This is a genomic window from Kitasatospora sp. CB02891 (assembly GCF_002803145.1).
Lineage (GTDB): Bacteria > Actinomycetota > Actinomycetes > Streptomycetales > Streptomycetaceae > Kitasatospora > Kitasatospora griseola.
Window position 1 is genome coordinate 184,458 of record NZ_NNBO01000004.1, and the last position, 23,283, is coordinate 207,740.

The 23,283-nt window shown below is 74.7% G+C and carries 11 protein-coding genes; 10 read left to right on the forward strand and 1 reads right to left on the reverse strand.

Going from position 1 to position 23,283, the window contains the following annotated elements:
- Positions 1–2 precede the first annotated feature (2 nt).
- From CG736_RS11895 to CG736_RS11905, 3 genes are all read left to right on the forward strand, one after another.
- Entirely contained in the window at positions 3–5,537 is a 5,535-nt protein-coding gene (locus tag CG736_RS11895) for a type I polyketide synthase (RefSeq protein WP_232733946.1), read from the forward strand.
- Positions 5,534–13,348, forward strand: a complete 7,815-nt coding sequence (locus tag CG736_RS11900) for a non-ribosomal peptide synthetase (RefSeq protein WP_100586150.1) — start codon at positions 5,534–5,536, stop codon at positions 13,346–13,348. The genes CG736_RS11895 and CG736_RS11900 overlap by 4 nt, the downstream gene beginning before the upstream one ends.
- An 81-nt stretch (positions 13,349–13,429) precedes the next feature.
- The gene (locus CG736_RS11905; RefSeq protein WP_100586151.1) at positions 13,430–14,200 is read left to right on the forward strand and encodes a thioesterase II family protein; all 771 of its coding nucleotides are present in this window, start codon (positions 13,430–13,432) and stop codon (positions 14,198–14,200) included.
- A 78-nt stretch (positions 14,201–14,278) separates the two neighbouring features.
- On the opposite strand, the gene CG736_RS11910 is transcribed toward CG736_RS11905, so the two are convergent.
- On the reverse strand, positions 14,279–14,884 hold the full coding sequence (locus tag CG736_RS11910; protein ID WP_157815533.1) for a response regulator transcription factor: 606 nt from the start codon (positions 14,882–14,884) through the stop codon (positions 14,279–14,281).
- A 604-nt stretch (positions 14,885–15,488) separates the two neighbouring features.
- Between CG736_RS11910 and CG736_RS11915 the strand changes: the two genes are divergently transcribed.
- The 7 genes from CG736_RS11915 (at position 15,489) to CG736_RS11945 (ending at position 23,265) form a co-directional block, all read left to right on the forward strand.
- Complete coding sequence (locus CG736_RS11915; protein WP_043910501.1) at positions 15,489–15,932, forward strand: Rieske (2Fe-2S) protein; 444 nt, start codon at positions 15,489–15,491, stop codon at positions 15,930–15,932.
- An 847-nt stretch (positions 15,933–16,779) separates the two neighbouring features.
- Complete coding sequence (locus CG736_RS11920) at positions 16,780–17,979, forward strand: FAD/NAD(P)-binding oxidoreductase (RefSeq protein WP_100586153.1); 1,200 nt, start codon at positions 16,780–16,782, stop codon at positions 17,977–17,979.
- A gap of 108 nt (positions 17,980–18,087) precedes the next feature.
- Positions 18,088–19,533, forward strand: coding sequence for a rhodanese-like domain-containing protein (locus tag CG736_RS11925; protein ID WP_100586154.1), 1,446 nt, complete (start codon positions 18,088–18,090; stop codon positions 19,531–19,533).
- Positions 19,530–20,297: a sulfite exporter TauE/SafE family protein gene (locus CG736_RS11930; protein ID WP_100586155.1), complete on the forward strand. Its 768-nt coding sequence runs from the start codon at positions 19,530–19,532 to the stop codon at positions 20,295–20,297. Before CG736_RS11925 ends, CG736_RS11930 begins: the two co-directional genes overlap by 4 nt.
- 172 nt (positions 20,298–20,469) lie before the next feature.
- Positions 20,470–21,249, forward strand: coding sequence for a GntR family transcriptional regulator (locus tag CG736_RS11935; RefSeq protein ID WP_198520456.1), 780 nt, complete (start codon positions 20,470–20,472; stop codon positions 21,247–21,249).
- 148 nt (positions 21,250–21,397) lie between these two features.
- Entirely contained in the window at positions 21,398–22,270 is an 873-nt protein-coding gene (locus CG736_RS11940) for a universal stress protein (protein ID WP_100586156.1), read from the forward strand.
- Positions 22,271–22,353: 83 nt separating this feature from the next.
- Complete coding sequence (locus CG736_RS11945; RefSeq protein ID WP_100586157.1) at positions 22,354–23,265, forward strand: 2-hydroxyacid dehydrogenase; 912 nt, start codon at positions 22,354–22,356, stop codon at positions 23,263–23,265.
- Positions 23,266–23,283 lie beyond the last annotated feature (18 nt).

Genomic DNA, 23,283 nt, shown 5'->3' on the forward strand with positions numbered 1-23,283 from the left:
ACGTGTACGAGACCGACTTCACGCACGACGAGCAGGACGAGCACGTCGCCGTCATCGGCATGGCCGGACGGTTCCCCGGCGCCCCCGACGTCGAGTCGCTGTGGCAGCAGCTCGCCGCGGGCCGGGAGACCGTCTCCGCGCTCACCGACGAGGAGCTGCTGGCCTCCGGCGTCGACCCGGAGCTGCTGCGGCACCCCGACTACGTCAAGGCCAAGGGGGTGCTGGCCGACGCCGACCGCTTCGACGCCGGCTTCTTCGGCTTCAGCCCCCGCGAGGCGGAGCTGCTCGACCCGCAGCAGCGGGTCTTCCTGGAGTGCGCCTTCGAGGCGCTGGAGGCGGCCGGCTGCGACCCGCGCACCTTCGAGGGCCGGATCGGCGTCTTCGCCGGCGCCAGCCTCAACTCCTACCTGCTGCGCAACCTGCCGGGCGACCCGGAGGCGCTGGAGGAGAGCGGCATCTACCGCACCCTGCTCGCCTCCGACAAGGACTTCCTGGCCACCCGGGTCTCCTACAAGCTGGGCCTGCGCGGCCCCGGCATCACCGTGCAGACCGCCTGCTCGACCTCGCTGACGGCCGTTCACCTGGCCTGCCAGAGCCTGCTGTCGGGGGAGTGCGACATCGCGCTGGCCGGCGGCGTCTCGGTGAGCAGCCCGCCGGCCGGCGGCCACCTGTACGAGCAGGGCGGCATCCTCTCCGCCGACGGCCACTGCCGGCCGTTCGACGCGGCGGCCGGCGGCACGGTGGCGGGCAACGGCGCCGGTGTGGTGGTGCTGCGCCGGCTGGCCGACGCCCGTGACGCACGGGACGCCGTCCAGGCCGTGGTGCTGGGCAGCGCGATCAACAACGACGGTGCGCTGAAGGCCGGTTACACCGCGCCCAGCGTCGACGGGCAGGCCGAGGTGATCGCCGAGGCACTGGCCGTCGCCGGGGTCGCGCCGCGCACCATCGGCTACGTCGAGGCGCACGGCACCGGCACCGCGCTCGGCGACCCGATCGAGGTCGCCGCGCTGACCCAGGCGTACCAGCTGCACCCCGAGGCCACCGACGAGACCGGCTACTGCGCGCTCGGCGCGGTGAAGGGCAACGTCGGCCACCTGGACGCCGCCGCCGGCGTCACCGCGTTCATCAAGGCGGTGCTGGCGCTGCGTCACCGGGCGATCCCGCCGATCGTCAACTTCAGCGAGCCCAACCCGGGCCTGAAGCTGGAGACCAGCCCGTTCTACGTCCCCACCGAGCTGCGGGACTGGCCGGGCGCCGAGCACCCGCGCCGGGCCGGGGTGAGCGCCTTCGGCATCGGCGGCACCAACGTGCACGTGGTGCTCCAGGAGGCGGCCGAGCCGCGCGCCGCCGCTCCCGCGACGGCCGGGCGCGCCGAGCTGCTGACGCTCTCCGGCCGCACCCCCGAGGCGCTCGCCGCCAACGCCGAGCGGCTCGCCGAACGGCTGGACGCCGACCCGGAGCTGCCGCTTCGCGACGCGGCCCACACGCTGGCCCGCCGGCGCGGCTTCGAGCACCGGGCGGCCGTGGCCGCCCCGGCCGGCCCGGAAGGCCGTTCGGCGGCCGTCGCCGCGCTGCGCCGGCTCACCGGCACGGCCGCCGCCGAGGACGCCCCGGTCGCCTTCCTGTTCCCCGGCCAGGGCGCCCAGTACGTCGCGATGGCCCACGGCCTGTACCGCGAGGAGCCCGCCTTCGCGGCCGAACTCGACGCCTGCGCCGAGCTGTTCACCGCCGAGCTGGGCGCCGACCCGCGCACCCTGCTGTTCCCCGGCCCCGACGCCGACCCGCAGCAGGCCGCCGCCGCGCTGGCCCGCACCGAGATCACCCAGCCGGTGCTGTTCCTCGTCGAGTACGCGCTCGCCAAGTTCTGGATGGCCCAGGGCGTGCACCCGCGGGCGATGGCCGGCCACAGCATCGGCGAGTACGTCGCGGCCTGCCTGGCCGGCGTGTTCTCGCTGCCCGACGCGGTCCGGCTGGTCGCCGCCCGCGGCCGGCTGGTGCAGTCGATGCCGGCCGGCGAGATGCTCGCCGTCTTCCTGCCCGAAGCCGAACTCGCGCCGCTGCTGGACGAGTCGCCCGAGCTCGACCTGGCCGCCGTCAACTCCACCACGCTGTGCGTGGCGGCCGGTCCGGCCGAGGCGGTGGAGCGGCTGCGCAAGCGGCTGGTGGCCGACGGCACCGCCTGCCGCCGGCTGCACACCTCGCACGCCTTCCACTCGGCGAGCATGGATGCCGCCGTGCAGCCGTTCACCGACGTGGTGCGCGGCGTCGAACTGCGGGCGCCGCGGATCCCGTTCTGCTCCGGCCTCACCGGACAGTGGATCACCGACGAGCAGGCCACCAGCCCCGCCTACTGGGGTGAGCACCTGCGCGGCGCGGTCCGGTTCCGCGACGTGCTGGGCCTGCTGCTCGACGACCCGGAGCTGCTCCTGCTGGAGGTCGGCCCGGGCCGCTCGCTCACCAACTTCGCCCAGCAGCACGACTCCTGGAGCCCGGAGCGGACCGCGGTCGACTCGCTGCCGCACCCCAAGGACAGCACCGACGACCGCACCCACCTGCTGGCCGGCCTGGGCGCGCTGTGGAGCGCGGGCGCCCCGGTGGACCGCGCGGCAGTGTGCGGCGGCGGCGCGCTGACCGCGCTGCCCGGCTACGCCTTCCAGCGCCGGCGGTACTGGATCGAGGCGGGCCCGCGCACCGCGCCGAAGCCGCGGAGCGCGGCCCTGCCGCTCGACGACTGGTTCACCACCCCCGGCTGGCGCCGCCTGCCCGCCGGCCCCCGCGCCGGCGACGCCCGCGACGCGGTCTGGGCGGTGCTCGGCACCGAGCAGCCGCTCGGCGCCGAACTGGCCCGGCAGCTGGAGGCCCGGGGCGCCACGGTGCGGCGGATCGGCCGGGCCGACGGCCTGGACCGGGACGCCTGCGCCACCTTGATCCGCTCGCTGGACACCACCGGCGAGGCCGCCTCGATCCGGCTGGTCCACCTGGGCGCGCTCACCGACCCCGCCGCCGGGGACGGACTCGACGCCGACCGGCTGGCCGCCGCACAGCGGACCGGCTTCGACACCCTGGCCACCCTGGCCCAGGGCCTGCTGGACGCGGCCCCCGCCCGTCCGGTGCTGCTCGACGTGCTGGCGAGCGGCGTCTTCGAGGTCACCGGCGACGAGCCGCTGCACCCGGAGGGCGCCCTGCTGCTCGGCCCGTGCACCGTCATCCCGCAGGAGGTCGCCGGGGTCGAGTGCCGGCTGCTGGACGTCGGCGCGGGCGAACCCGCCGCGGTCGCGGCCGGCCTGCTGGACGCCGCCGCCCGCCGGGAGCCGCAGCTGGCGCTGCGCGGCCGGCACTGGTGGAGCCGCACCTTCGACGCCGTCGAGCTGCCCGCCCCCGAAGCCGGCCCCGGCGGTCTGCGCGACGGCGGCGGCTACCTGATCACCGGCGGGTTCGGCGGCGTCGGCCTGGCGATCGCCGAGCAGATCGCCCGGACCGTGCGGCGACCGGTGCTCGGCCTGCTCGGCCGGTCGCCGCTGGCCGCCGACGACCCGGCGCTGCACCGGCTGACCGAGCTGGGCGCCGAGGTGCTGCCGCTGCGCGCGGACGTCACCGACGCCGCGCGGACCGCCGAGGCGGTGGCCCTGCTGCGGGCCCGCGCCGGGGCGGTGCACGGCGTGGTGCACGCGGCCGGCCTGCCGTCCCGCGGCCTGCTGATGGGCAAGACCCCCGAGGACGCCGCCGCCGTCCTGGCCGCCAAGACCCTCGGCACCCTGGTGCTCGACCGGGTGTGCGCGGACGACGACCTGGACTTCCTGCTGCTCTGCTCCTCGCTGACCGGCCTGCTCGGCGGCCCCGGCCAGAGCGACTATGCGGCGGCCAACGCCTTCCTGGACGCCTACGCGCAGTGGCGGCGCCGCTCCGGCGCCCCGGTGACGGCGGTGGCCTGGGACACCTGGCGCGGCGTCGGCATGGCGGCCGGACTCGACGATTCGGCCGCCGCCCCCGGCACCCCGACCGCGCACCCGCTGCTGCGCCGGCTGCCCGGCGGAGACGGGAACAGCCGCGGCTACACCGGCTCGATCAGCACCGCCGACAGCTGGATCATCGCCGACCACCGGATCATGGGCCACGGCCTGGTGCCGGGCACCGCCTACCTGGAGCTGGTCCGGGCGGCCGTCGCCGACCTGACCGGGGCGGCCGGCGTGGAGCTGCGCGACGTGCTCTTCGCCCAGCCGGTGATCGTGCCGGACGGCCAGTCCCGCTCGCTGTGGACGGCGCTCGCCGCGGACGGCGAGGAGCTGCGGTTCACCGTGCGCAGCAACCACCCCGCCACCGGGCCGATCCACGCCATGGGCACCGCCGTCGCCCTCGACGAGGCGCCGCCGGTGCGCGACCTGGCCGCGCTGCGCGCCGAGTTCGCCGAGGTGGCGCCGGTCGACGACGAGGACGAGCTGAAGCGGCGCTTCAAGCTCGACCTGCTGGTGCAGGGCAACGGCATCGAGTTCACCCTCGGCCCGCGCTGGCACTGCCTGCGCGGCGCCCGGGTCACCCCCGAGCGGCTGCTGGTCTCGCTCCGGCTGCCCGAGGAGCACGCCGGCGACCTGGACGCCTACCTGCTGCACCCGGCGCTGCTGGACGTGGCCGGCGTGTCGGCCCGGATCCAGATGCCGGACAAGGGCTACTACCTGCCGTTCACCTACCGCTCGCTGAAGGCGCTGGCCCCGCTCACCGCCGAGATCACCTGCGACGTCGCGCTCAAGGGCTCGCCCGACGGCGGCGAGAGCCTGACCTGCGACATCGACATGCTGGCCGAGGACGGCCGGGTGCTGGTCCGGATCACCGACTTCACCCTGAAGCGGATCAACGACCTGGACGGCATGCGCGACCAGGTCGCCGAGGCCGTGGCCGCCGGCACCGCCCCCGCCCCGGCCGCGCCGCAACTCCCCGAGGCGCTGCGGCTGCTGGCCGAGGGCATCACCGAGCAGGAGGGGCAGGAGGCGCTCGCCCGGGTGCTGGCCAACCCCGAAGCCCCGGCCCAACTGGTGCTCTCCCACCGCGAGTTGTCGCAGATGCGGGCCGTGGCCCGGAGCATCACCCCGGCCCTGCTGGCCGGCGCGGACGACCAGGCCGCCCCGGCGCTCGGCCGCCACCCGCGCCCCGACCTGCCGACCCCCTACCAGGAGCCGGCGACCGACGAGGAACGCGCCGTCGCGGAGATCTGGCAGGAGGTGCTGGGCGTCGAACAGGTGGGCACCGCCGACGACTTCTTCGCCCTCGGCGGGCACTCGCTGGCCGCCGTGCAGATCGGCACCAAGATCCGCAGCCGGCTGGGCGTCCCGCTCGACCTGCGCGGCTTCTTCGAGGACCCCACCGTGGCGCACACCGTCGCCCTGCTGGCCGCCGGCGGGTCCGAGGAGGACCCCGAGGACGCCATCACGGCCCGCTCCGGCGACGAGTCGGCCGACCTGGACGAACTGTCCGACGAACAAGTGGAAGCGATGCTCGCCGAGATGCTCGCCGCCGAGACCGATGACCTGGAGAACCTGGCATGACCGACAACGTCGACCTGAGCCGGCTCACGGCGGAGCAGAAGCGCGCGCTGCTCGCCCGCAAGCTGCGCCGCAAGGCCGGCCCCAAGCGGGTCCCGGCGTCCTTCGCCCAGAAGCGCCTCTGGTTCATGGAGCAGCTCGCCCCGGGCAGCGCGGCGTACAACATCCCGGGCGCGCTGCGCGTCCACGGCGCCCTCGACACCGAGGCCTGGCGGCGCAGTTGCGCGGCGCTGGTGCAGCGGCACGAGGCGCTGCGCACCGTCTTCGAGGAGGTGGACGGCGAGCCGGTGCAGGTGGTCGCGGAGTCCGGCGAGCCGGAGTTCACCGTCGTCGCCTGCGAGCACCTGCACGGGCCGGACGGTGAGGAGGGCATCAAGGAGCTGGCCCGCGCCGAGTTCGCCCGCCCGTTCGACCTGCGGCACGGCCCGCTGCTGCGGATCACCCTGCTGCGCCTGGCCGCCGAGGAGCACGTGCTGCTCCTGACCATGCACCACATCGCCGGCGACCTCTGGTCCACCTCGGTGGCGTTCCGCGAACTGGTGGCGTTCTACCGCGAGTTCAGCACCGGCGAGGACGCCGGACTGCCGCCGCTGAAGATCCAGTACCCGGACTACGCGCTCTGGCAGCGCGACCGGCTGGCCGGGGACGCCCTCGGCCCGCAGCTGGAGTACTGGCGCACCACCCTGCACGGCGCGCCGCCGATGCTCGAACTGCCCACCGACCGCCCGCGCCCGGCGGTGCTGGGCAGCCGGGGCGGCTCCCGCCCGTTCCGGTTGTCGGCCGAAACCGCCGACGCCATGCGGGAGTTCAGCCGCGGCGAGGGCGCCACCCCGTTCATGACCATGCTCGCGGCCTACCTGGTGCTGCTGCACCGGTACAGCCGGGAGGACGACATCGTCGTCGGCGTGCCGGTCGCCAACCGCGGCCGGCGCGAGGTCGAGCCGCTGATCGGCCTGTTCGTCAACATGCTGGCGCTGCGCACCGACCTCTCCGGGGCGCCGACCTTCCGCGAACTGGTCGCCCGGGTGCGGGAGACGGCGCTCGGCGCCTTCGCCCACCAGGAGCTGCCGTTCGAACGGCTGGTGGAGGAGCTCCAGCCGGAGCGCGACCTCTCCCGCTCGCCCGTCTTCCAGGTCTCCTTCATCTACCAGAACATCGAGCTGCCCCGGTTCGACGGCGTCGGCCTGCGGATGGAGACGATGGAGGTGGAGAGCGCCACCTCCCGCTTCGACCTGGTGCTGGAGGTCTTCGAGCGGCCCGACGGGCTGGGCGGCAGCCTGGAGTACAACCGCGACCTGTTCGAGCCGCAGACCGTGGACGGCTTCGCCCGCCACCTGGAGCGGCTGGTCGGGACGCTGCTGGCGGAGCCGGACCGCCCGGTCGGCCGGCTGCCGATGCTGTCCGACGACGAGAGCCGGCAGCTGCGCGAGCGCTGGAACGACACCGCGCGCGACTGGCCGCTGCCGCTCGCCGCGCACCGGCGGTTCGAGGACCTGGCCGCCCGCACCCCGGACCGCGAGGCGCTCCGCCTGGAGTCCGACGGCGCCCCGCTGAGCTACCGCGAACTGAACGAGCGGGCCAACCGGCTGGCGCACCGCCTGATCGGCCTCGGGGTGGGCCGCGACGTGCTGGTCGGGATCTGCCTGGAGCGCTCGCCGGAGCTGCTGGTGGCGATGCTCGCGGTGCTCAAGGCGGGCGGCGCCTACGTGCCGCTGGACCCGGGCTTCCCCGCCGACCGGATCGCCTACACCCTGGAGGACTCCGGCCTGCGGGTGCTGCTCACCCAGCGGAGCGTCCACGACGAGCTGTTCGGCGGCCGCGGCCCGGAGACCGGCGTCGAGGTGCTCTGCCTGGACGAGCTCACCGCCGAGCTCACCACCGGGGCCGCGCACGACCCCGGCGTCGGGACCGACCCGGACGACCTGGCCTACGTCATCTACACCTCCGGCTCCACCGGCCGCCCCAAGGGCGTGCAGATCCCGCACCGGGCGCTCGGCAACTTCCTCCACTCGATGGGCGAGCGCCCGGGCCTGGCCGCCGACGACGTGCTGCTCGCGGTGACCACTGCCGCCTTCGACATCGCCATGCTGGAGCTGCTGCTGCCGCTGGTCACCGGCGCCCGGGTGGTGCTGGCCCGCCGCGGGAGCGCGGCCGACGGCGGCCGGCTGGCCGCCGAACTGGCCGACTGCGGCGCCACCGTGATGCAGGCGACCCCGGCGACCTGGCGGATGCTGCTGGACGCCGGATGGACCGCCGGGCCCGGCCTGACCGCCCTGGTCGGCGGCGAGGCGCTGCCCGCCGAGCTGGCCGCCCGGCTGCTGGCCACCGGCGCCACCGTGTGGAACATGTACGGCCCCACCGAGACCACCATCTGGTCCTCGGTCTCCCACGTCGACGGCGGCCCGATCTCGATCGGCGAGCCGATCGCCAACACCACGCTCCAGGTGCTGGACGCGGCCGGCGGCCCGGTCCCGGTGGGCGTGCCCGGCGAGCTGTGCATCGGCGGCGACGGCCTGGCCCGCGGCTACCTGGGCCGCCCGGAGCTGACCGCCGAGAAGTTCGCCGACAGCGCCGAGGGCGAGCGCCTGTACCGCACCGGCGACCTGGTGCGCCGCCGCCCCGACGGCCGGATCGACTTCCTCGGCCGGCTCGACCACCAGGTCAAGCTGCGCGGCTACCGGATCGAGCTCGGCGAGATCGAGTCGGTGCTGGCCGAGCAGCCGGTCGTCGCCCAGGCCGTGGCGCTGGTCCGCGAGGACACCCCCGGCGACCAGCGCCTGGTCGCCTACCTGGTGCTGGAGGACGCGGACCCGGCCCCGGACGGGCCGACCCTGGCCCGCGAGCTGCGTGCGGCGCTGGCCGGCACCCTGCCGGACTACATGCTGCCGTCCGCCTTCCTCGTCCTGGACGCCCTGCCGCTGACCCCGAACGGCAAGATCGACCGCCGGGCGCTGCCCGCCCCCGAGGGCGGCCGCGGCGAGCTGCGGGCCCCGTACGCCGCCCCGCGCAACCCGGACGAGGAGCTGCTGTGCCGGCTCTTCGCCCGGGTGCTGGACCGCGACGAGGAGGCCACCGAGGTCGGCATCGACGACAGCTTCTTCGAGCTCGGCGGCCACTCGCTGCTGGCCACCCGGCTGATGTCGCAGATCCGCTCCGCCTTCGAGGTCGAACTGCCGGTCCGCGCGCTCTTCCAGGCGCCCACCCCGGCCAAGCTGGCCGAGCAGCTGCGCGCCGCCGCGGGCCCGGTCCGCCCGGCGCTGCTGCCCGCCGACCGCCCCGAGGTGCTGCCGCTCTCCTTCGCCCAGCAGCGGCTCTGGTTCCTGCACCGCCTGGAGGGCCCGTCGCCCACCTACAACATCCCGGTGGTGCTGCGCCTGCGCGGCGAACTGCACCCGCAGGCGCTGCACGCGGCGCTGGGCGACCTGGTGGCCCGGCACGAGGCGCTGCGCACCGTCTTCCCCGACACCGACGGCGTGCCCCGCCAGCTGGTGCTGCCCGCCGCCGAGGCGGCGCCCGAGCTGCACATCACCGAGCTGACCGAGCAGGCGCTGCCCGGGGCGATGTCCCGGGCCGCACGGCACGCCTTCGAGCTCACCACCGAACGGCCGCTCCGCGCGGAGCTGCTGGTCCTCGGCGAGCGCGACCGGGTGCTGGTGCTGACGATCCATCACATCGCCGCCGACGGCTGGTCGCTGGCCCTGCTCGGCCGCGACCTCGCGAACGCCTACACGGCCCGCTGCGACGGCGCCGCCCCGCAGTGGAGCCCGCTGCCCGTCCAGTACGCCGACTTCGCGCTGTGGCAGCGCCGGCTGCTGGGCGACGCCGAGGACCCGGAGAGCCTGCTGGCCCAGCAGTGCGCCTACTGGAGCCGGGCCCTGGACGGTCTGCCGGAGCGGATCGCCCTGCCCACCGACCGCCCCCACCCGACCCGCACGTCCCGCCGCGGCAGCACGCTGGAGTTCTCCTGGGACGCCGACCTGCACGCCGAAGTCGCCCGGGTGGCACGGGAGAACGGGTCCAGCGCCTTCATGGTGGTGCACGCGGCGCTGGCCACGCTGCTGCACCGGATGGGCGCCGGCACCGACATCCCGCTCGGCATCGCGGTGGCCGGGCGCCTCGACGAGGCGGCCGCCGAGCTGATCGGCTTCTTCGTCAACACCCTGGTGCTCCGCACCGATCTGGGCGGCCGCCCGAGCTTCCGCGAGCTGCTGGCCCAGGTGCGCGAGCGCAGCCTGGACGCCCTGGCCCACCAGGACATCCCGTTCGAGTACCTGGTGGACCTGCTCAAGCCGTCCCGCTCGCTGGCCCACCACCCGCTCTACCAGACCGCGCTGGCCTGGCAGAACACCCCCGACGCGGACGCCACGATGCCGGGCGTGGCGGTGCAGCGCCTCACCGTGGACACCGACTCCACCCGGGTGGACCTCCACTTCGCGCTCACCGAGCGCCGCCCGGCCGCCGACGGTTCCCCCGCCGGCGTGGACGGTGTGGTGGAGTTCAACACCGACATCTTCGACCGGAGCACGGTCGAGGCGCTCGCCGAGCGGCTGGGCCTGGTGCTGCGGGCCGTCCTCGCCGACCCGGACGCCCCGGTGGACGACGTGGAGGTGCTCACCGACGCGGAGCGCCGCGCCCTGCCCGGCTGGAACGACACCGCCCGCCCGGTGCCGCAGGGCACCCTGGCGGAGCTGTTCGAGGCCCAGGCGGCCCGCACCCCCGACGCCGTCGCCGTCGTCTCCGCCGACCCGGAACAGCCCGGCGAGCTGACCTACCGGGAGCTGGACGCCGAGGCCGACCGACTGGCCCGGCTGCTGCTCGCCCGCGGCGCCGGCCCCGGCCGGATCGTGGCGGTGTCGCTGCGCCGCTCCACCCGGCTGGTGACCGCGCTGCTGGCGGTCGCCAAGACCGGCGCGGCCTACCTTCCCGTCGACCCGGGCTACCCGGTCGAGCGGATCGACTACATGCTGCGGGACGCCGCCCCGGCGCTGCTGGTGACCCTCGGCGCGGACGCCGACGACCTGCCCGACGGCCCGGTTCCGTGCCTGCTGCTGGACGCGCCGGCGACCGTGGCGCAGCTGGCCGCGGCGGACCCGGGCGCCCCGGGCGCCGAGCGGCCGACCGCGCAGCACCCGGCGTACGTGATCTACACCTCCGGTTCCACCGGGCGTCCCAAGGGCGTGCTGGTGCCGCACACCGGCATCGGCAGCCTGGTCGCCGGGCAGCGCGAGCGGTTCGCGGTCGCCCCGGACAGCCGGATGCTGCAGTTCGCCTCGCCGAGCTTCGACGCCGCGGTGGCGGAGATGCTGGTCACGCTGCTCTCCGGGGCCGCGCTGGTGGTGGCGCCCGCCGACCGGATGCTGCCCGGCGACCCGCTGGTGCGCACCTGCGCCGACCACCGGGTCAGCCATGTCACGCTGCCGCCGAGCGTGCTGGCCGTGCTCGACCCGGCGAGCCTGCCGACCGTCACCACGCTGGTCACGGCCGGCGAGGCCTGCCCGCCGGAGACGGTCGCCGCCTGGTCGGCCGGCCGCCGGATGATCAACGCCTACGGCCCGACCGAGACCACCGTCTGCGCCACCATGAGCGACCCGCTCACCGGCGGCGCGGCCAGGCCCCCGATCGGCCGTCCGATCGTCAACGCCCGCGCCCACGTGCTGGACGAGCGCCGCCGGCCGGTGCCGGTCGGCGTGCCGGGCGAGCTCCTGGTGGGCGGCAGCGGCGTGGCCCTCGGCTACCTGGGCCGCCCGGAGCTGACCGCCGAGCGCTTCGTCGACGGCCCCGACGGGGAGCGGCTGTACCGCACCGGCGACCTGGTGCGCCGGCTGCCCGACGGGCAGCTGGACTTCCTCGGCCGGATCGACGACCAGGTGAAGCTGCGCGGCTTCCGGATCGAGCCCGGCGAGATCGCCTCGGCGCTGCTGGCCCACCCGGAGATCGCACAGGCCGTGGTGGTGGTCCGCGAGGACCGGCCCGGCGTGCAGCAGCTGGTCGGGTACGTGGTGCCCGTCGCCGGCACCGCCCCGGACCCGGCGGCCCTGCGCGGCCACCTGGCCGGACAGCTGCCCGGCCACCTGGTCCCGGCCGCCTGCGTGCTGCTGACCGAGCTGCCGCTGACCCCCAACGGCAAGGTGGACCGGGCGGCCCTGCCCGCCCCCGAGGCCGGCGCGGCGGCCTGGGCCGAGCGGATCGCCCCCCGCACCGCTCTGGAGCGCACGGTCGCCGCCGCCTGGTCGGCGGTGCTGGGCGTGTCCGAGGTGGGGGTGCACGACGACTTCTTCGACCTCGGCGGGCACTCCCTGCTGGCCACCCAGCTGGCCGCCCGGCTCGGCGCCGAGCACGGGGTTCCGGTGCCGATCCGGATGCTCTTCGACCGGCCCACGGTGGCCGGCCAGGCGGGCTGGCTCGACGACCACCGGGACGACGCGGAGCGGGAGCGGATCCCGCTCGCCGACCGCACCGCGGGCATCCCGCTCTCCTTCTCCCAGGAGGACCTGGTCAGCTACCACCCGGTGCCGGTCGAGCACCACTTCCACAACGTGCTCACCGCCCTGGTGCTGCGCGGCGCGCTGGACGCGGCGGCGCTGCGCGACAGCCTGGACGCCATCGCCCAGCGCCACGAGGCGCTGCGCACCCGGATCGGCAGCGTCGACGGCGTGCCGTGCCAGCTGGTGGACGAGGTCGGCAGCTGGCCGCTGGACGTCGTCGACCTGACCGACCTGGACGACGAGACCCGCGAGAAGGAGCTGCGGCGGCTGCTCACCGAGCAGGAGCTCGGCTCGTTCCGGGTGGCCGACGAGCCGCTGGTGCGCGGCGCGTTGATCGCGCTGCGCCCCGACGAGCACGTGCTGGCCCTGGTGATGCACCACCTGGTCACCGACAACTGGTCGTACGGCGTGCTGTTCCAGGAGCTGCGCGCGCAGTACGCGGCCCGGCTGGACGGCGCCGAGCCGCCCGCGCTGCCCGAACTGCCGGTCCAGTACCCGGACTTCGCCGACTGGCAGCAGCGCCGCCGGGCGGCCGGGGCGCTGCGCGAGCGGTCCGGGCACTGGGAGCGGCGGCTGGCCGCGCTGCCCCCGTCACCGGTCTTCCGGGCCCCGGAGCACCAGCGGTTGGAACCGGCCACCGGCGCCACCCGCGGGTTCGCGGTGCCGGCCGCGGAGGGCACGGCGCTGGCCGAACTGGCCCGCGAGGAGGGCGCGACCCTCTTCATGGTGGTGATGGCGGCCTTCCAGCTGCTGCTGTCCGGCTACGCCGGTCGGGAGGACATCACCGTCTCCTTCCCCGTGGCCGGCCGGGAGCAGCCGGAGACCGAGAACATGATCGGATTCTTCGTCAGCCACCTGCTGGTCCGAACAGATCTGGCCAAATCGCTGACTTTCCGCCAACTTGTCGGCCGGGTCCGGGAGGAGACCCTCGACGCCTACGCCAACCAGGGGGTGCCGCTCTGGCACCAGGAGGGCATCCGGGAGCGTGGCCGCGACCCCTTCGCGATCTCGTTCAACCTGCTCAACGCCACTGTCCCGGCACTGGAGTTGACCGGTTTGACCGCCGCTCCACTGGACCTCCGGATCGGTGACGACTATGTGTTCCCGGAGGTCATCATCGACATGGAGGCGTCGGCCGTCGACCTGGCGCTGATCCTCCGCCGCTTCGACGACGGGTCGCTGCGCGGCATGTGGCTGTACGGCCTGGACGTGGTCGACCCGCGGACGATGGCGGCCATGATGCGCCAATGGCATGTTCTGCTCAGTGAATTGACGGTCGATCCGGACCGGCGGCTGGCCGAGCTGGTCGAGGTAATTCGCCAGGACTGATCCACGATCGATGATTCGTTTACTATTCTTTTACCATTCGTCCCGGCGGGTCCGCCCGCCGGGACGGACCGGAGGTGATTGATGTACCCCGCCCCCGCCCCTGCCCGATCCGCGGCCCTCGCCGACGCCCCGCGGCGGCTGCCGCCCGGCCGGGTCCGGCTGCTCTGCCTGCCGTACGCGGGCGGAGCCGCCTCGCTCTACCGGGGATGGGGCGCGCTGGCCGACGATCGGGTCGAGGTCTGCCCGGTGGAGCTGCCGGGCCACGGGCGCCGGCTGGCGGAGAGTCCGGTCTCCCGGCTGCGGCCGCTGGTCGCCCTGCTGGCGACCGAGCTGGAGCCGGTGCTGGACCAGCCGTTCGCGTTCTTCGGCCACAGCATGGGCGCGCTGCTGGCGTTCGAGCTCTGCCGGGAGCTGCGGCGGCGCGGTGCGGCCGAGCCCGAGCACCTGTTCGTCTCCGGGGCCTCGGCGCCGGACGCGCCGCGCACCCGTCCGGTGCTCCACGCGGCCACCGACGAGGAGGTCAAGCAGGAGCTGCGCTTCCTCGGCGGCACCCCGCCGGAGCTGCTGGACAACCGGGAGCTGATGGAGCTGATGCTGCCCACCCTGCGGGCCGACTTCTCGGTGCTGGAGACCTACCACTACCGTCCGGAGCCCCCGCTGGCGGTGCCGATGACCGTCTTCGGGGGTACCGCGGATCCGTCCGTGCGACCCCAGGCGCTGCACGGCTGGCGGGCCCAGACCAGTGCCAGGGCCCGGCTGGAGATGCTGCCCGGGGACCACTTCTTCCTGCACGCCTCGGTGGTCGAGATCCTCGGCGCCGTCGCCGGGGCCCTCGACGCCGGCGAGGTCTAGTGGGGCACCGGGTCGGCGGGCCGCCCACTGCGGGCCCCGCCGACCCGGCGGGCTGCCCGGTGCGGACCCGTCGATCCGTCAGGCAGTCTGCCGCAGTCCCTGTTCGACCGCTCTGATCAGTCCGGACTCGTAGGCGAGCGCCACCGCGTGGGCCCGGCTGCGGACGCTGAGCTTGGTCAGCAGGTGGTGGACGTGTGAGCGGATGGTGGCCGAGGAGACCGAGAGCTTGTTGGCGATCTCCTGGTTGGCGTAGCCCTGCGCCAGCAGGAGCAGCACCTCGGCCTCCCGGTTGGTCAGCGCGTCCGGCGCCAGCGGCAGGTCGCGTTCCTCGGAAGCCCTCGTCGCCGTCGGGATCCGGGTCATCTTCAGCGGACCGCAGGTCGGCATGATCAGCGTGTCGTTCGCGGCGGCCACCCGGATGATGTCCGGCAGCGCCTGGGGCCGCCCGCGTGGGTCGAAGACCGCGGCAGCCCCGCAGGTGATCACCTGGTGGGCGACGTCGGGCTGGCAGGCGCCGACGTAGACCAGCCGACTGACCGCGGAGAGCCGCTCGACCACCGCGCCCCGGAACGGCGTCTCCGCGGAGGCGCTGAGCACCGTGATGTCCGGCGCCAGTTCCAGGGCGAGGGTGTGCGCTATTTCCTCGTCCTGCGTTTCGGCGACGAGCGACAGGTCGTCGGCCATTTGGAGAAGTGCAGTAATTCCGACACGAATCAGTGAGTCTTCGGCAAGGAGGAGAATTCTTATTTCTCCGCCGAATTCTCTTGTACGCCGACTTGAACGCTCCATGTGAACCCCCGTACGGATATGCCACGTAGCCTTTGCCCGCAATGGAATCATCCCGTCACGGGGGTCTGCAAGTATCTGCAAGTCTCTGCATGACCAGGTTGGTTGCGGTCCGGCGGGGCGCGTCGGCGGCCGGTGAGCGGCGGTCGGACCGGAGTGTGATCGGGGCGCCGGCCCGGGTGTTTCGGCCGGGTCCGGCCGGTCGACCGATCACCGAAACCGGGGGTGGCGAGAAGCCGGACCGCCTCCTGCCTGCGCGCGTGGCGGCGTATTTCGTCCTGGCAGTGCGCCGGTTCTTCGGCGCGGCCCCGAGCCGGTCCTGCGCTCGAAGTGCCCGCGGGACTCCTGGTGGGCGCGCCCCGCGTGCGGGCCCGCGGGCCGGCCGGCCCCGCCGGGTGCGTCCGGCGTTGCAGGCCACCGCCGTCGGGCTCGTCCGACGAGGCGTCGCCGGCGTCGCCGGGGGCTCCAGTGCCGCTCAAGTCGCCTTTCCCAACATGGTCATGTGACTGACAACGCCTCGGAATCGAAGTCTCCCTCCCGCCGCACTGTGCTGCAGGGCGCCACCGCGACGGGCGTCACCGCGATCGTCGGTGTCACCGCCACGTCCTGCGCGCCCACCACGCACTACACCCCCGGCGCCGTGCCCACGGCGCCGGTCTCGCTCGGCAAGCCCAGTGACGTGCCGGTCGGCGGCGGCAAGATCTACGCCGACCAGAAGGTCGTCGTCACCCAGCCCACGCAGGGTGAGTACCGCGCCTTCACCGCCGTCTGCACGCACCACGGCTGCCTGGTGACCAAGGTGAAGAGCGGGACGATCCAATGCCCGTGCCACGGTGCCAAGTTCGACATCAAGGACGGTTCGGTGACGCACGGACCGGCCAAGGATCCGCTGCCCGAACTCAAGATCACCATCAACGGCGAGTCGATGACGGCCGAGCCCAAGTAGCCGAACTCCTCGCATCCCGACCGACGTCGGCCCGGACCTCACCCCCGTGGTCCGGGCCGACGTCCTGCTTTCCCCGGGCCGCTGCCGGCCGAGCCGCCGTGCCGCCGCGAAGCAGCGCCGGCGTGGGCGAAAAACCCCGGGCGGAACCGCCCGTCCGAAAACCGGTCGGTCGTGCCTGCGGCGGGCGGGGCAACCCTGCTGCCGGGCAAGGGCGTTGATACCGGCGAGTATCACGCCGTCCGCCTGCCGGGAACCCTGGAAAGCCCCGCGCAATCCCCCCTCGCGGGGCCGGAAACGGCGCCCCCGCGCACCGGACTGTTTTCGCTGCAGATCGACTGCGAACGGTCGCTGCCGAAACGCGACTCGGCCGCCCCGCGCGATCCGCTCCCGCGTGCGCGACAAGCGCGCCCCGGCCGACGCCCGTGCGGACTCCCTCGTCGGTCGAGTGGCATCGCCGATCGCGCCGCGAGGTGATTTCCCGACCGCCGGTGTCCACCCCACGGCAAGTCTCTCTTCACGTCCGGTTGTCGATGCCGAACGCGCGGCGGCGCCGATCGGACGCCGTGCGGTGAGCGCCGCGGTCCCGCGTCGCGCCGCGCCGATGATCCGCGACGGCGGGCGCCGTCGGGACGGCTCCACGTCTGTGACCAGCGCCTCTGCGCCGCTGCGCCCGGTGCTGCCGATCGCCGGTGGTCGTAGGGGGCTTGCGCGTGCGGGTGTCGGAGGGTTCGATGGTCCCAACACTTAAATGTACGGACAAGTCGGGTCGAATCGACGCAGGTGGCTTGCGTGCTTGGGCGGTGCGGTCCTAACTTAATGTCCGTACATTCGGATGAGGGGGGTCTTCATGGCCACGCAGCATCACCGGATCGTGATCATCGGCGGCGGAACCGCCGGGATCACGGTCGCGGCCCGGCTCCGCCGGGCGGGCGAACGGGACGTCGCGGTGCTCGATCCGAGCGAGCGGCACTACTACCAGCCGCTGTGGACGCTGGTCGGCGGTGGGCGGGCGCCGCTGGCGCAGAGTGTCCGCTCGCAGGCGTCCGTCATGCCGAAGGGCGTCCGATGGATCCGCCGCGCGGCGCTCGCCGTCGACCCCGAGGCGCAGGAGGTGGCGCTGGACGGCGGCGGCACCGTCTCGTACGACCAGCTGGTGGTCTGCCCCGGCATCCAGCTGGACTGGGACCGCATACCGGGCCTGGAGGCCGGGCTCGGCAAGAACGGCCTGTCCAGCAACTACTCGTTCCAGCACGCCCCCGCGACCTGGCGCTTCATCCGCGAAACCCGTTCCGGCAGCGCGGTGTTCAGCATGCCGACGGGCGCCATCAAGTGCGGCGGCGCGCCGCAGAAGATCGCCTACCTGGCCGCCGACTACTGGCGCGAGCAGGGCGTCCTCGACAAGATCGACGTCCACCTGGTGATCCCCGGCGCCGCCATCTTCGGCGTGCCGGAGTTCGCCCGGGTGCTGGACGGCGTGGTGCGCCGCTACGGCATCAAGGTCCACTACGGCAGCGAGGTCACCGAAGTGCGGCCCGACGCCCGCGAGTTGGTCGTCACCGCGGTGGACGGCAGCGGCACCACGACGCTGCCGTACGACATGGCCCACCTGGTGCCGCCGCAGAGCGCCCCGGACTGGATCAAGCGCAGTCCGCTCGCCGGCGCCGACGACCCGGCCGGCTACGTCGAGATCGACAAGCACACCATGCGGCACGTCCGGTACCCGAACGTCTGGGCCCTCGGCGACGCCGGATCGTCCCCGAACTCCAAGACCGGCGCCGCGGTGCGCAAGCAGGCGCCCGTGGTGGTGGAGAACCTGCTCGCCGTGCTCGACGGCCGGGAACCCACGGCCGGTTACCAGGGCTACTCGTCCTGCCCGCTGACCACCGCCCGCAACCGGATGCTGCTCGCCGAGTTCGACTACAGCGGGCGGCCCACCCCGTCGATCCCGGTGATCGACACCGTCCGCGAGCGCGCCGACATGTGGTACCTCAAGCGCCACGGACTGCCGTTCCTCTACTGGAACCTGATGCTCCGCGGCCTCGCCTGAGCCGTCCGACCTCGACCCGGACGCCGAACCCCCCGAGTCCACCAGTGCCGCGGCGCCGTCCCCGTGCGCCGCGGCCCAGCTCTCCCTGCCCACCCTCAGGAGCTCGACATGCCCGAGAACGCCGGACCCCTGGTCCTCGTGCAGTTCTACCTCGACTGCCTCTCCCACGCCTCCTACCTGGTCGGCGACCGCACCACCGGCCGGGCCGTCGTGGTCGACCCCCAGCGCGACGTCAACGACTACCTCGAAACCGCCGAGCGCCACGGTCTGACGATCGAGCGGGTCATCGAGACCCACATCCACGCGGACTTCCTCTCCGGCCACCTGGAGCTGGCCGAGCGCACCGGCGCCCGGATCTCCTACGGCTCCGTCGCCGCGCTCGACTTCGACACCGACCCGCTGGCCGACGGCGAGCGCCTCGACCTCGGCGAGGTCGAGCTGGAGATCCTGCACACGCCGGGCCACACCCCGGAGTCGATCTGCGTGGTGGTGCGCGAGCACGCGGGCGACGCCGTCCCGTACGGCGTGCTCACCGGCGACACGCTGTTCATCGGCGACGTCGGCCGCCCCGACCTGCTCAGCTCGCGCGGCCGCTCGGCCGAGGAGATGGGCCGGCTGCTGTACCGCTCCACCCGCGCGCTGCTCGCCCTCCCCGACGGGACGCGGGTCTACCCGGCGCACGGGGCCGGCTCGGCCTGCGGCAAGAACCTGTCGACCGAGCTGAGCTGCACGATCGGCAACCAGCGCGTCGGCAACTACGCGCTGGCCGACCTGACCGAGGACGAGTTCGTCGCCGTGGTGACAGCCGGTCAGCCCGCCGTGCCCGCCTACTTCGCGTTCACCTCGGTGCGCAACCGGCAGGCCCGTCCCGTCCTGGACGAGGACACCCTCGTCCCGTCGCTCACCCCCGAGGCGGTGCTGCAGGCGCGGGCGGGCGGCGCAATCGTGCTGGACACCCGGGACCCGGAGGCGTTCGCCGCCGCGCACCTGCACGGCGCGGTCAACATCCCGCTCGGCGGCCGGTTCGCCGAACTCGCCGGCCAGGTGCTCGACGCGCAGGACGCCATCGTCCTGTGCGGCGACCGGGACACCGCCGTCGAGGCCCGCACCCGCCTGGCCCGGATCGGCTTCGACCGGGTGCTGGGAGCCCTGGCCACCCCGGTGGACACCGTCGGCGCCGCGCACCTGACCCGCGCGATACGGGTGGAGGCCGACGCCCTCGCCGAGCAACTCGCCGGCGGTACCGCCGAGTTCGAGGTGCTGGACGTGCGCGGCCCGGGCGAGGTGCAGGACAGCGGCACCGTTCCCGGCGCCCGCCTGATCCCGCTGCCCGAACTGCTGGCCCGCCTGGGCGAACTGCCGACCGGTCGGCCGCTGACCGTGATCTGCGCGAGCGGCAACCGCTCCTCGGTGGCCGCGTCCGTGCTGCGCGCCCGCGGCTTCGACACCGTCGACCTGCGCGGCGGCTTCGCCGCCTGGCACGGCGAGGTCGCCCACCCCGCCGGCCGGACCGCCTCCGCCGCGGGCCAGGACGCGGACGGCGTCACGGCGTGAGCGTGCTGATCACCGCTCTGCTCTGCGGAGCCGTGGTCGGCGTGGCGCTCGGCGCGCTGGGCGGCGGCGGGGGAGTGCTGGCCGTCCCGGCCCTGGTGTACCTGCTGGGCGTCGCGCCCGCCGAGGCCGGGACCACCAGCCTGGTCATCGTCATCGCCACCTCGGTCACCGCGCTCGCCCGCCACAGCGGCGCCGGCTCCGTCGACTGGCGGACCGGCTTCCTGTTCGCCGCGGCCGGGGTGCTCCCCGCCGTCGGGGCGTCCGCGTTCGCCCACCGCATCCCGCAGCCGGTGCTGACCGCCGCGTTCGCCGTCCTGGCCGCGCTGGCCGCCGCGGCGATGCTGCGCAGCGCCCGCACCGCGCGGTGCGCGCCGACCGCGGAGCCCGCCGGCCGGGGCGGGCGCGCGGGGACGTTCGCGGCCGGGGCCGGACTCGGGGCGGTGACCGGGCTGCTGGGAGTCGGCGGCGGCTTCCTCGCGGTGCCCGCCCTGGTGTCCGTGCTCCGGCTGCCGATGCGCAAGGCGGTGGGCACCAGCCTGGTGGTCATCCTGGTCAACTCGGCCGTCTCCCTCGCCACCCGCCTGACGGTCTCCGGCCCGAACCTCGACCCGGCGGTCTTCGGACCGTTCGTCGGAGCCGCCGTCCTCGGCGCCTGGGACGGCAAGCGGCTGGCGGCCAAACTGTCCGGCACCGCCCTGCAGCGGACCTTCGCGGTCGTGCTGCTCGCGGTGGCCGCCGCCATGCTGATCGGCGTCCTCGTCTGACCGCCCCCGCCCGACCGCTGCCCGGACGGCCCGCCCGGGCAGCGGTCGCCGCGCCGCCCGATCGACGCCCGCCGACCCGGCGGGCGTCGATTTGGCGCTGCCACGGTAAAGGTACGAACATTTACTCCGTGCCCCGTACCACCCACCCCACCCTCGACCCCAGGACGGCGCCGTGACCACCGCCCCCGGCCCCCGGCCCCTCGTCCGCACCCCGGGGAACCCGCTCTGGGCGCAACTGCGCGCCGACCTGCTGCGTCGACTCGACGAGGGCGAGTTCCGCGACGTCTTCCCCGGCGAACACGACCTGGTCGCCGAGTACCAGGTCAGCCGGCACACCGTCCGCGAGGCCCTGCGGCAGCTCCGCGAGGAGGGCCTCGTCAGCGCCCAGCGCGGCAAGGCCTCCCGGTTCACCGCCAACCGCCCGCTGGAGCAGGACGTCGGCGAGGCGTACAGCCTGTTCCGCTCCGTGGAGGAGGTCGGCGCCGTGCAGCGCAGCGTGGTGCGCGCGCTCGACCGGCGCGCCGACGGCGTGGTCGCCGCCCGACTGGGGCTGGAGGAGTCCACGCCGCTGATCTACCTGGAGCGCATCCGCCTGGCCGACGAGGAACCCCTCGCCGTCGACCGGACCTGGCTCCCCGCGGACGTGGCCCACCCGCTCCTCGCCGTCGACTTCACCCGCACCGCGCTCTACGACGAACTCGAACGCCACTGCGGCAGCCGGATCTGCGGCGGCTGGGAACGCATCCGCGCCGTCGTCCCCGGCCGGGGCGAGCGCATCCTGCTCGACTGCCCCCCGACCACCGCCCTGTTCGCGATCGACCGCCTCGGCCACGACACCGGCGGCCGCATGATCGAGTGGCGCCAGACCCTCGTCCGCGCGGACCGCTTCGCCGTCTCCGCCGCGTTCTCCCGCACCGACTACCGCCTGGGCGCGCCGATCCACGGCCTCTGACCCGGGGGCCGACCTCCCGGGGCGACCCGCCAGTCGGACGTGCTCCGGCGCGCGCCGCCTCCCCGGTGCTGCCTACCGTGCGAGGGGAAAAGGGCGGCGTCCGGCACTCGGGTCGGCGGGCCGGGCCCGAAGGCTCGTTGGAGGAGTGATGGCAGCCACCGGTCCAGGCCGTTCGGTCGTCTTCGGCGTCGACGCGCTCGGGGAGAACGACGAGGCGCTGAAGTGGGCGGCGGACGAGGCGCACCGCCGCGGCCTCCCGCTGCGCATGATCCATGTCGTCCAGCCGTCCCCCCGGAGCATGCGCACCCTCGGGGTGGCGTTCCAGCAGGACCAGGTGCGGGTCGGCCGGCGCCAACTCCACCTCGCCGGTCGGTCCGCCCGCAGCCGGCATCCGAAGCTGGAGGTGTCCGCCGAGATCCAGGAGGGGATGCCGGGCCCGCTGCTGGTGAGGGCCTCCCGGGAGGCCGCGTTCGTGGTGCTCGGCTCGCGGTCGCTCAGCCGGATCGAGGAACTGCTCAGCGGCTACTCGGTCACCGTGCCGGTGAGCGCGCAGGCCGCCTGCCCGGTGGTCGTGGTCCCCCGCAAGGACGGCGAGCTCGACGACCCGCCCCGCCTCGTGGTGGGAGTGGACGGCAGCCCCTGCTCCGCCGTCGCCTTCGCGGCCGCCCTGGAGCTGGCGCAGGACCACGGCGCGACGGTGCGGGCCCTGTGGGTGTGGCAGCGGCCGCGGCTGGCGCGCCTCGACGAGGAAGCCACCCTCGACGAGCTGCGCCGGACGCTGGCCGAGACGACGGCCGGACCGCGGGCCGACCACCCGGACGTGGCCGTCACCTGCGAGGTCGTCAGCGGCCACCCCGTCCGGGAACTCGCCGACGCGTCCCGGCGCGCCCTGGCCGTCGTCATCGGCAGGCGCGGCAGCGGCGGGTTCACCGGCATGCGGCTCGGCTCCGTCCCCCGCGGGCTGCTGCACGACGCGAGCTGCCCGGTCGTCACGGTGCCCGACCCGGGCGACCGGACCTGACGGCGGGTGCGGAAGTCGCTCCTCGCGGGCCCGATGTCCGACCTGCCCGGTGGAACGTCGGCCGAGGTGGCTAGGGTCGGAGCATGAGCGCTCGCTACCTTCTTCCGTACGCCCCCGACGTGATCGGCGGCCTGCCCGCCGGCCTCGACGCCCTCGTGTGGGACGGGGACGGGCCGGCGCCGTCGGACGACGCGCTCCGCGAGGTGGAGTTCTTCTGCCTGCCGTACCTGCGGCACGCCGTCGCGCTGCCGGTGATCCCGCACCTGCCGTCGCTGAAGGTGGTTCAGACGCTCACGGCCGGGATGGACGACGTCCTGCCGCACGTGCCGGACGGCGTCCTCGCGTGCAGCGCGCGCGGGCTGCACGACGCCAGCACCGCCGAACTGGCGGTGACGCTGATCCTCGCCTCGCTGCGGGGCGTTCCGCACTTCACCCGCCTCCAGGACCAGGGGCGCTGGAGCCAGGAGTTCCACCAGTCGCTCGCCGACCGGACCGTGCTGATCCTCGGGTACGGCTCGATCGGCCGGGCGCTCGCCGCGCGGCTGGAGCCCTTCGAGTGCGAGATCGTCCGGGTCGCCCGCAGTGCCCGCTCCGAGGAACGGGTGCACGGCGTGGCGGAGTTGCCGGAACTGCTGCCGTCCGCGGACGTCGTCGTGCTGCTGACGCCGCTGACCCCCGAGAGCCGTCACCTGGTGGACGCCGGGTTCCTGTCCCGGATGAAGGACGGCGCGCTGCTCGTCAACGTCGCCCGCGGGCCCGTCGTCGACACCGCGGCGCTCCTCGCCGAGCTCACCGCGCAGCGGCTGCGGGCCGCGCTCGACGTCACGGACCCGGAGCCGCTGCCCGCCGACCACCCGCTCTGGCACGCCCCCGGCGTGCTGATCACCCCGCACGTCGGCGGCCCCAGCAGCGCGTTCCTGCCGCGGGCCAGGCGCACCCTGCGCGAGCAGATCCTGCGGTTCGAGAACGGCGAGCCGCTCGCCGCCGGGCGCTGACCGGTACGGCCCGAGCGT

Bases quoted from the DNA above. Each gene is read 5' to 3' on its own strand.
- CG736_RS11945 (WP_100586157.1), top strand. From the start codon at position 22,354: ATGAGCGCTCGCTACCTTCTTCCGTACGCCCCCGACGTGATCGGCGGC.
- CG736_RS11920 (WP_100586153.1), top strand. From the start codon at position 16,780: ATGGCCACGCAGCATCACCGGATCGTGATCATCGGCGGCGGAACCGCC.
- CG736_RS11925 (WP_100586154.1), top strand. From the start codon at position 18,088: ATGCCCGAGAACGCCGGACCCCTGGTCCTCGTGCAGTTCTACCTCGAC.
- CG736_RS11910 (WP_157815533.1), bottom strand. From the start codon at position 14,884: ATGGCCGACGACCTGTCGCTCGTCGCCGAAACGCAGGACGAGGAAATA.
- CG736_RS11900 (WP_100586150.1), top strand. From the start codon at position 5,534: ATGACCGACAACGTCGACCTGAGCCGGCTCACGGCGGAGCAGAAGCGC.
- CG736_RS11905 (WP_100586151.1), top strand. From the start codon at position 13,430: ATGTACCCCGCCCCCGCCCCTGCCCGATCCGCGGCCCTCGCCGACGCC.
- CG736_RS11940 (WP_100586156.1), top strand. From the start codon at position 21,398: ATGGCAGCCACCGGTCCAGGCCGTTCGGTCGTCTTCGGCGTCGACGCG.